Origin of the sequence: Dietzia sp. B44 (assembly GCF_014145245.1) — a bacterium.
Lineage (GTDB): Bacteria > Actinomycetota > Actinomycetes > Mycobacteriales > Mycobacteriaceae > Dietzia > Dietzia natronolimnaea.
Genome location: NZ_JAALEF010000042.1, coordinates 1 through 6,578, shown reverse-complemented (window position 1 = coordinate 6,578; position 6,578 = coordinate 1). Strand labels below are relative to the sequence as shown.

Genomic DNA, 6,578 nt, shown 5'->3' with positions numbered 1-6,578 from the left:
GCCATGCCCCGCGGCGAGGCCACTGCTCCCGAGACCGCGCCCACCCCGTCCCGCGACGCCGACTCGATGCCGCCCTCCCGGTCGGGTCCGACCCCGAGGGCCGGCTCCGGGCAGAGCACTCCTCGCCGGGCCACCACGACCGAACCGATGGACCCGGTCCGGCGACGCCGACTGATGGCGGCCCTGGCCGTGGCCTCGGTCATCCTGCTCGTGTTCTCCGGGATCGCCGTCTGGCGCTATCTCGAGGCCCGGGACGCCACGGCCGTCGAACAGCAGGTGGCCTCGGCCCCCACGCAGGCCACCGACGCGGCGCGCGAGATCGTCACGCAGATGTTCACCTACGATCACCGCACGGTCGACTCGGAACTCGCGGCGGTGCGGGAGCGTCTCACCGAGCCGGCACTGACCGAGTTCGTCGACCAGTCCATGCCGACCGTGGCCTCGGCGGCCAAGCAGCAGGAGGCCAGTGTCTACGCGACCGTGGCCGCCGCCGCGCCGCAGGAGGTCGTGGACGCGGACAACGTGACGGTGCTGGTGATGCTCAACCGGATGGTCTCGACCAAGGAAGCGCCCGAGGCGGCCAGCTCGGCGTCGAGGCTCAGCATCCAGATGGTCCGGGTGGACGGGGTGTGGAAGCTGGGCGAACTCAACGCTCTGTGACGGGGGGGTCGGACGTCGCGTCGAGGGTCTCGAAGAACCGTCGTGCCCACGCGTGGACGTCGTTGCCCAACACCTGTCGGCGCAGCGCCCGCATGCGACGACGCCGGTCGTCCTTCGACTCGGTGACGGCCGCCATGATGGCGTCCTTGACCCCCTCCAGGTCATGCGGATTGCACAGGTACGCCTGCCGGAGTTCGGCGGCGGCGCCGGCGAACTCGCTCAGCACCAGGGCGCCCTCGCCATCGGTGCAGGAGGCCACGTACTCCTTGGCCACGAGGTTCATCCCGTCCCGCACGGGGGTGACCAGCATGACGTCCGCGGCCACGTAGAACGCCGTGAGCTCGGACTTGGGGACGGGGCGGTGGATGTACGTCACCACGGGGTGCCCGATCTCGCCGAAACTGCCGTTGATCCGGCCCACGGACTCCTCGATCCGCGAGCGCATGATCTGGTACTGCTCGACCCTCTCGCGGCTCGGGGTGGCGAGTTGGAGCAGGGTGACGTCGGCGGTCTCGAGTCTCCCCTCCTCGAACAACTCCTCCAGCGCGCGGAGCCGGACGTCGATCCCCTTGGTGTAGTCGAGGCGGTCGACGCCCAGCAACAGGATCTCTGGTGAGCCGAGTTCGGTACGCAGGCGTTCCGCGCGGGCGCGGGTGTCGCGGTCGCGGGCGGCGGCGTCGATGGCGGCCGAGTCGATCGAGATGGGGAACGCCCCCACCCGGACCCTGCGGTCGTCCACGCGGATCTCGGACGCCCGACCCCGGGTCGAACGCAGCCGAAGGGAGGGGTGGCCGCCGAGTCGGTTGGCGAGGATCCGGAAGTTGTCGGCTCCGCCGGGCAGGTGGAAGCCCACGAGATCGGCCCCGAGCATCCCGTCGACGATCTCCGTTCGCCACGGCAGCTGCATGAACAACTCGACGGGGGGGAACGGGATGTGGAGGAAGAACCCGAGGGTCAGGTCGGGACGCATCTCACGTAGCAGGCGGGGGACCAGCAGGAGTTGGTAGTCCTGCACCCAGACCGTGGCGTCGGTGGCGGCGGCCGCGGCGGTGGCCTCGGCGAACCGGCGGTTGATCGCGACGTAGGCGTTCCACCATTCGCGGTGGTACTCGGGGGGGACCACCACGTCGTGGAACAGCGGCCACAGCGTGCCGTTGGAGAACCCCTCGTAGTAGAGCCCGACATCCTCGGCGGACAGCGTGACCGAGTGCAGCCGGATGCCGTCGGCGTCGAAGGGCTCGGGGGCGGCGTCCGCCACGCCGGGCCAACCCACCCAGGCGCCGTGGTTGGCCTTGAGGATGGACTCCAGGGCCGTCACCAGCCCACCGGGGCTGGCCTTCCAGTGTTCCCGGCCGTCCTTGTCACGGACGAGGTCGACGGGTAGCCGATTGGCGACGACGACGAAGTCCGCACCGGCGTCCGGCGGCGTCTGCTCGGTCGCGCGCGTCATCCCCGTCCCTTCCGTGATCGCTGTGATGCGGCTAGTCGACGTCGGCAGGGTCGACCTTCTCGGGGCCGATCCCGAGCATCTCGAGCAGCATCAGGCACTCGTCGGCGTCTGCGGCGTACGAGGCCACGATCCTCTGGGCCTGATATGCGGTCTCGTCGGCGACGGGCTCGAGGTCGACGTCGAGCTCGGGCTCCTTGCTGGCCGCTGCGGCGGATGCCATGTGTGTCCTCCCGTGGTCGGTATGGGACGCAGGGCCCGTGTGGGCTCAGGCGTCCGACGTCATCTTACGTCACTGGTCGGCGGCGGCGGACCTGCGCAGATTACGCGTGACCCATTCGCCGAACACGATGCCGGCCGCCAGGGCCACCGCGATCGCCAGGGCCTGGAACATCAGTCCCACACCGATACCGGTCTGGTCACTGGTGAGGGCCGACAGTCCCCGATAGACGGACAGCCCGGGCAGGAGTGGTGTGATCCCCGCGATGGTCACGATCAGTGGCGGGACGGTCGCGATACGGGCGAGGATGCCGCCGAACAACCCCATCGCACAGGCCGCGAGCGCGGAACCCACCACCACGCCCAGCCCGGTCGTCGTGACCACCTGGAAGATGACCATCCCGATCGCCCCGACCGCCGCGGCGAGCCACGTCGCACGCACGGTGGCGTAACTGGCCACCGCGAAGCCGGCGGCCCCGACGCCCGCCGCGAAGACGGCGAGATACAGGGGCGCGTTGCCGGAGATGGTCGGGTCGATGGGGGGCGGGGACATGCCCAGCCGCGCGAACACCGCCAGGGCGATCGTGATGCCGCCGAGAACCCCTCCGGTGAGGATCATCGTCTCCACGCCGCGGCCGGCCGACGTCACGGGGAACCCGGTGATGGCGTCCTCGATCGCGCCGACGAGCGTGAGCCCCGCGAGGAGCACGATGATTCCCGCGGCGACAAGTGTGGATGGCTGGATGTCCACGAAGTTGTCGCTCAGGAACACGTAGGCCAACAGCGCCCAGGCGGCCGCGATGAACCCCCCGACGATCTGCTGGAAGAACTTCGGGAGGCGGTGGCCGTCCAGATAGCGGTTGGCGTACATCAGCGCGAACGTGGACACCATGGACAGGAGTCCGGCGAGCGGGCTGCCACCCAGTTGGATGACGACCGCGCAACCGAGCATCGCCCACCCCAGGACCGCGACCCGGAACGAGTGGGGGTGCGGGGAGGCGATGATCTGCTCGACCTCCGCCGTGGCCTGCTCGACGGTCAGTTGGCGCCGCACGATGAGGTCGATGAGCCGGGCGACACGGGTCACCCGGGTCATGTCGATCGTGCGGTAGTTGACCACCCGGATGACGGAGATCGGCGGGCGACCACGTCGGCGGTTCACGCCGATGGTCAACGAGGTGAAGGTGACCTCGACGGTGGCGCCCGGCAGGCCGAACGCCGCCGCGACCGATTCCCCCTGGGCGACGGTGTCCGCCGCGCCCTCGCCGGAGGACAGGAGGATGCCGGCGATCTCCAGGGCGAGGTTCAGGACGTCGGTGACGGCGCCGTCGTCGTCCAGGTCGACCGGTGCCATCGGGGACAGGGGCGGCTCGACCGCCAGGTCCATCGTCGACTTGCGCAGACCCAGCCACGCCAGGGGGCGGGTGAACGGTGCGGGTGCGTCGCGGATCTCCACGTGGACACCGTAGTCAAGACCGCGGCGGTCGAGAGCGCGGCCCGGGGTCCGGTTAGGATGTGACCCGGACCCCGGCCGTGCCGGAGCCGTGCTGGAGTGGCGCAATTGGTAGCGCACCCGACTTGTAATCGGGCGGTTGCGAGTTCAAGTCTCGTCTCCAGCTCTCACCCGCCGCCCGGTGGAGCCGGGAGTGCACGCCACGCGCGCGCGGTATACGTTTAGTTTTCTCAGGTTTCTGGGTAGGATGTGGCAGGTGTTCAGCGACGGCGAGGGCTCCGGAGACGTGGACGGGGGCGTGGACGCTGAGTCCACCCGGCGGATCGCCGAGGCGTGGATGCGCGCCGTCACCTCATGTGACGTGGACGCCGCGCTGGCGCTCTCCTCGCCGTCGATCGTCTACACCAACGGCGGCCACCTCCGTCTCTACGAGGGGCACGACGGCCTGCGTGACATCATCGAGGATCTCGCGCGTCTGTCCGGGTTCCTCGACGTGGCCGTCCTGTCGGCGGTGGCGGAACCGGGGATCGTCGCGCTCAAGCGGCTGGAGACCTACACGCTGCCCGAGGGGGGCGTGGAGATCCCGGCCCTGTCGTTCGTCGAGGTGGAGGGCGGTGTGGTGACCCGCTGGGAGGACTACAAGGACCTACGTACTCTGAACACGATCTCGGAGTAGACGGTGGACGGGGGCGGTCCGATGGACCAGGACGAACGGCGCGGCGGCTCCGGAGAGGTGGCCAGGGCGCTCGTGGAGGCCACGTTCCGTGGTGACGTGGACACAGCGACCTCGCTGTGCACGCCCGACCTCGAGTTGCGGATCGAGGGCACCCAGGTGGTGCGCGGCCGCGACGGGCTGGCCCAGCTGATCGAGTTCAACGAGGAGGTCTCCACCGACGTCCGGGTGGAGATCCACCGGGTGCTGTCGTCGGGGGACACGGCCGCGGTGAGCAGGACCACGTTCCTCACGATCGGGGGCACACCCATCACACTCGCCGTCGGCGCGTTCTTCACGCTGCGTGACGGCCTGGTCAGCGAATGGTGCGACTACCAGGACATGGGCGAGGTGACGCGCGCGCTCGGGCACTGAGCCGGTCACCCGCCCGACCCGACCACCGGGGCGGCGAGTCGGGGTGGGCCGGTCAGTCCCCGGGCACGAACTCGTCGTGGCCGAGCTGCCGCAGAGCGCGACGGATCGTCGCGGTCGCCGCGTCCGACTCCTCCGCGGGGGCGTCGGGGTCCGCGCGGGACAGGTCGAAGCCGGACATGTCGTCGGCGGGGAAGACGTGGATGTGGGTGTGTGGGACCTCGAACCCCGCGATCAGGTAACCGGCCCGTGACGCCCCGAAACCCTCGACGACGGCCTCGCCGACCGCCTGCGCGACCTCGTTGAGCCGCGCCCACAGCCGGGGGTCGAGGTCGGTCCAGCGGTCGATCTCCTCTCGCGGGACGATGAGGGTGTGGCCGGCCGCGACGGGCGCGATCGTGAGGAAGGCGACCACCTCGGGGTCCTCCCAGACGAACCTGCCCGGCAGCTCACCGGAGATGATCTTGCTGAAAACGGTCGACATGCTCCCAGCCTACGTACCCGGGGCGGCCGGTTGCCGCTGATGCGCGGTGGCTCGTGGTGTAATGAGGGGTACGCCACCCGGACAACGAGCGGCGAACGGTCCTTAGAGGATGGCGGAGGGACGGCAGATGATCGAGGCAACGGCACCGACGGCAGACGACACCGTCAAGAAGAAGTCCTACCACCACGGTGACCTGCGGAACGCGATCATCCACGAGGCCACCACGCGGGCGCGGTCCTCGGGGGAGAAGGCGATCGTGCTGCGGGAGATCGCGCCGGTCATCGGGGTGTCGGCCACCGCCGCCTACCGGCACTTCACCAACCGGCAGCAGCTGGTCGAGGAGGTCTCGGCCCGCGGGTTCGCCGCGATGGGTGAGCGTGTCGCCCTCCCGGGGGTCACCGGCGCGGAGTCGGCCCCGGGGCTCGCGGCCTACCTGGACCTCCGCAACGCGGGGATCGCGATCGTGGAGTTCACTGTCGCGGAGCCCGCCTGGGCGCGGATGATGGTCGAGACTCTCGGGGAGTCGTCGACGGTTGCGTTCGCTGCGTCGGATGTCACCGAGATCATGCAGCAGATCGTCGACCGCGGGATCGCCGCGGGGATCTTCCGTCCGGGGACGAGGATCAGGGACCAGCGCGTCCTGTGGGCGGGGATCGACGGCCTCTGTTCGCACGCGATGTTCGGGCTCAAGCCGATGGGGACCCCGGAGGCGGACCACGCGACGGCGCGCACGCTCGATCTCTGCATGACGGACATGCTCACCGCGGAGGGGCTGCGGGTCCGCGACGAGGCCACGTTGCCGGACGGGATCGCGACCGACCTGCCGAGCTGAGGTCCACCCGACGACGCCCGCACCGGCCGTGCCGGGTCACGTCGCCCGGGGGGCGCGACTACTGTGGTCGCTGTGCGAATTCTCGTGATCGGTTCCGGTGCCCGTGAGCACGCCATCCTCGTCGCCCTCGCCGCGGATCCCGCGGTGACGGAGCTCCACGCCGCGCCGGGCAACCCCGGCATGGTGCAGGCCACGTGTCACGACGCGTCGGTGACGGATCCCTCGGCGGTCTCCCCGTTGGCGCGGCGGCTCGAGGTGGACCTGGTCGTCATCGGCCCCGAGGTGCCGCTGGTGGCGGGGGTGGCCGATGCCCTTCGCGCGGCCGGCGTCCCGGTGTTCGGTCCCTCGGCCGAGGCCGCCCGGATCGAGGGCTCCAAGGCCTTCGCCAAGGACGTCATG

General features: G+C 70.3%; 8 protein-coding genes, 1 tRNA gene and 1 pseudogene. 6 read left to right on the top strand and 4 right to left on the bottom strand.

What is annotated here, in order from left to right:
• On the top strand, positions 1-660 hold a 660-nt coding region (locus G6017_RS01820), incomplete at its 5' end, for a hypothetical protein (RefSeq protein ID WP_182615629.1).
• On the opposite strand, the gene G6017_RS01815 is transcribed toward G6017_RS01820, so the two are convergent.
• From G6017_RS01815 to G6017_RS01805, 3 genes are all read right to left on the bottom strand, one after another.
• Positions 647-2,110 (bottom strand): alpha,alpha-trehalose-phosphate synthase (UDP-forming), encoded by a 1,464-nt coding sequence (locus tag G6017_RS01815; protein WP_182615627.1) that lies wholly within the window; start codon positions 2,108-2,110, stop codon positions 647-649. The genes G6017_RS01820 and G6017_RS01815 overlap by 14 nt on opposite strands.
• 31 nt (positions 2,111-2,141) lie before the next feature.
• Positions 2,142-2,330, bottom strand: a complete 189-nt coding sequence (locus tag G6017_RS01810; RefSeq protein WP_107748799.1) for a hypothetical protein — start codon at positions 2,328-2,330, stop codon at positions 2,142-2,144.
• Between the two features lie 69 nt (positions 2,331-2,399).
• The gene (locus tag G6017_RS01805) at positions 2,400-3,782 is read right to left on the bottom strand and encodes a threonine/serine exporter family protein (RefSeq protein ID WP_107748800.1); all 1,383 of its coding nucleotides are present in this window, start codon (positions 3,780-3,782) and stop codon (positions 2,400-2,402) included.
• A 90-nt stretch (positions 3,783-3,872) separates the two neighbouring features.
• Between G6017_RS01805 and G6017_RS01800 the strand changes: the two genes are divergently transcribed.
• The 3 genes from G6017_RS01800 (at position 3,873) to G6017_RS01790 (ending at position 4,866) form a co-directional block, all read left to right on the top strand.
• A tRNA-Thr gene (locus tag G6017_RS01800) sits at positions 3,873-3,945 on the top strand.
• 90 nt (positions 3,946-4,035) lie between these two features.
• Positions 4,036-4,455, top strand: a complete 420-nt coding sequence (locus G6017_RS01795) for a nuclear transport factor 2 family protein (RefSeq protein ID WP_182613768.1) — start codon at positions 4,036-4,038, stop codon at positions 4,453-4,455.
• A gap of 21 nt (positions 4,456-4,476) precedes the next feature.
• Complete coding sequence (locus G6017_RS01790; RefSeq protein ID WP_182615625.1) at positions 4,477-4,866, top strand: nuclear transport factor 2 family protein; 390 nt, start codon at positions 4,477-4,479, stop codon at positions 4,864-4,866.
• A 52-nt stretch (positions 4,867-4,918) separates the two neighbouring features.
• On the opposite strand, the gene G6017_RS01785 is transcribed toward G6017_RS01790, so the two are convergent.
• A complete protein-coding gene (locus G6017_RS01785; RefSeq protein ID WP_182615623.1) occupies positions 4,919-5,347 on the bottom strand; it encodes an HIT family protein in 429 nt (142 codons plus the stop codon).
• A gap of 127 nt (positions 5,348-5,474) precedes the next feature.
• Between G6017_RS01785 and G6017_RS01780 the strand changes: the two genes are divergently transcribed.
• Together G6017_RS01780 and G6017_RS01775 are read left to right on the top strand one after the other, a co-directional pair.
• Complete coding sequence (locus tag G6017_RS01780) at positions 5,475-6,179, top strand: TetR/AcrR family transcriptional regulator (RefSeq protein ID WP_182615621.1); 705 nt, start codon at positions 5,475-5,477, stop codon at positions 6,177-6,179.
• 72 nt (positions 6,180-6,251) lie between these two features.
• Positions 6,252-6,578 (top strand): annotated as a pseudogene (locus G6017_RS01775) (phosphoribosylamine--glycine ligase); the annotation flags it as partial.

Coding starts and splice junctions, on each gene's coding strand:
- G6017_RS01815 (WP_182615627.1), bottom strand. CDS start 2,110: ATGACGCGCGCGACCGAGCAGACGCCGCCGGACGCCGGTGCGGACTTC.
- G6017_RS01810 (WP_107748799.1), bottom strand. CDS start 2,330: ATGGCATCCGCCGCAGCGGCCAGCAAGGAGCCCGAGCTCGACGTCGAC.
- G6017_RS01790 (WP_182615625.1), top strand. CDS start 4,477: ATGGACCAGGACGAACGGCGCGGCGGCTCCGGAGAGGTGGCCAGGGCG.
- G6017_RS01785 (WP_182615623.1), bottom strand. CDS start 5,347: ATGTCGACCGTTTTCAGCAAGATCATCTCCGGTGAGCTGCCGGGCAGG.
- G6017_RS01780 (WP_182615621.1), top strand. CDS start 5,475: ATGATCGAGGCAACGGCACCGACGGCAGACGACACCGTCAAGAAGAAG.